Source organism: Micromonospora sp. NPDC049580 (assembly GCF_040675595.1).
In the GTDB taxonomy this organism is placed as follows: Bacteria; Actinomycetota; Actinomycetes; order Mycobacteriales; family Micromonosporaceae; genus Micromonospora.
Genome location: NZ_JBFAPG010000777.1, coordinates 1 through 1,678 on the forward strand (window position 1 = coordinate 1; position 1,678 = coordinate 1,678).

Below are 1,678 nucleotides of genomic sequence, written 5' to 3' on the forward strand. Positions count from 1 at the left end.
CGCGGGCTCAACGCGCCGGCGGCCGCCGCGCCGGCGACCACGTCACCGGGGACCGAGAGCGCGGCCGGCGCCCGGACCAGCTCGGCCACGTCAGCCAGCGTGGGCATGGCCACCGTCCAGACCGGCGTGCAACCGCTGGGTGAAGTCGGTCAGCCGGGCCCACTGCTCGGCCAGCGAGTGGGTGGGCGAGCCGAGTGGGTCCTTGAAGAAGAAGCCCAGGTCGGCCAACGGCCCCACGTGCCCGGCGGCGTGCGCGGCGGCGGTGAGCCGGGCCAGGTCGAGCACCAGCGGCGCGGCCAGCGCGGAGTCGCAGCCGTGCCAGGTGAATTCCATCCGCATCCCGGTGCCGAGGAAGCCGGCGAACGTGATCAGATCCCAGGCGGTCTTGAAGTCGCCCAGCTCCTCGACGTACTCGATGCGGGTGTTGCCCTGCGGGACGTAGCCCAGCGTCTCGCCGAGCACGCGCTGCTTGCTCTGCACCTTGGCCGCGTTGGCGGCCGGGTCGGCGAGGGTGGCGCCGTCGCCGCCGCCGAGCAGGTTCATCCCGGACCAGGAGCGCACGGCGAGGTTGCGCATCGCGAACATCGGCGCGAGCACCGACTTGACCAGGGTCTCACCGGTCTTGCCGTCGTGCCCGGCGTACGGCAGGCGCCGCTCGTCGGCCAGCGCGGCCAGCGCCGGCAGCCGCAGCCCGGTGGACGGGGTGAAGTCGACGTACGGGCAGTCGGCCAGCAGCGCCGCGTACGCGTACAGGGAGCTGGGCGGCAGCACCTCGTCCGGGCCGGCGAGGGCGGCACGCAGCGCGGCCGGGTCGGCGTGCCCGGGGTGCGGTCGAGGTGCGGGTTCGGTGGCGGAGACGTTGACCACGACCACGCGGTCCAGCCGGTTGCGCGCACGGAAGGAGGTGAGGTCACCCACGACGGTCGCGACCCGGTCGGCCTGGGTGCCGCCGAGCGGGGCCGGACGCAGTTCCTGCTCGACGGCGGCCAGCTCGTCGGGGAGCGCGGCGACCAGCCGACCGGGTATCACACCGGTGTCGGCGAGGGCCTCCGCGCGCTTGCTCAACGGGGTGGTGGCCACATCGTGCCCACCGAAGACCAGGTCCGCGAAGGACGGGAGGGCGGGACCGCGCAGATCCGGCAACTCGGTGACGCAGCCGGTCGGCCCGGCCAGGCCGGCCCGCAGCGCGAGCCCTCCGACGATGCTGGTGGTCGCGACCGAACCGCGTGCTCCTACCAGCCAGACACCCGTTCGCATGGTGCTCCTTCCCGTCCAGGAGGAACCGTCGGTGTACTTAAATATAGGAATATCAGAATATTTTTCGAAAAGCTACGGCCTTGGCGGATGGGCCCCGCCCGCCCGACCCGTACCGGAACGACACCGGATCCGGCGTCGGCGTCGGCGGCGACGACGACGGACCGGTTTCCGGTACGGGTGCGGGCAGACGGGGCTGGCAGGCAGGGTCGGTCGGCGTCTCGACCCTGCCTCCCCCGCATCCGGCCGGCCGGGGCGTTGGCGTGCCCCGACCGGACGTCTCAGGTGGTGGCGGTCCTCCGGTGCGGCCGGGGAATCCCGGTCCGGTCGCACCGGACGACCGTCCTGCTCGTGCGCCACCGGGCCACGCGATGGAGGCGGTCGAGCAGCCGTCGAATCCGGTGGCGCGCAGCCCGTCGAGCAC

The 1,678-nt window shown here is 73.4% G+C and carries 1 protein-coding gene; it reads right to left on the minus strand.

The features are described 5' to 3' along the window. Positions 1 to 90: 90 nt before the first annotated feature. On the minus strand, positions 91 to 1,257 hold the full coding sequence (locus tag AB0J68_RS31995; protein ID WP_363942599.1) for an inositol-3-phosphate synthase: 1,167 nt from the start codon (positions 1,255 to 1,257) through the stop codon (positions 91 to 93). Positions 1,258 to 1,678: the final 421 nt, after the last annotated feature.

What these genes read in the sequence shown, in the direction of transcription:
- AB0J68_RS31995 (WP_363942599.1), bottom strand. Translation starts at nt 1,257, where the DNA reads ATGCGAACGGGTGTCTGGCTGGTAGGAGCACGCGGTTCGGTCGCGACC.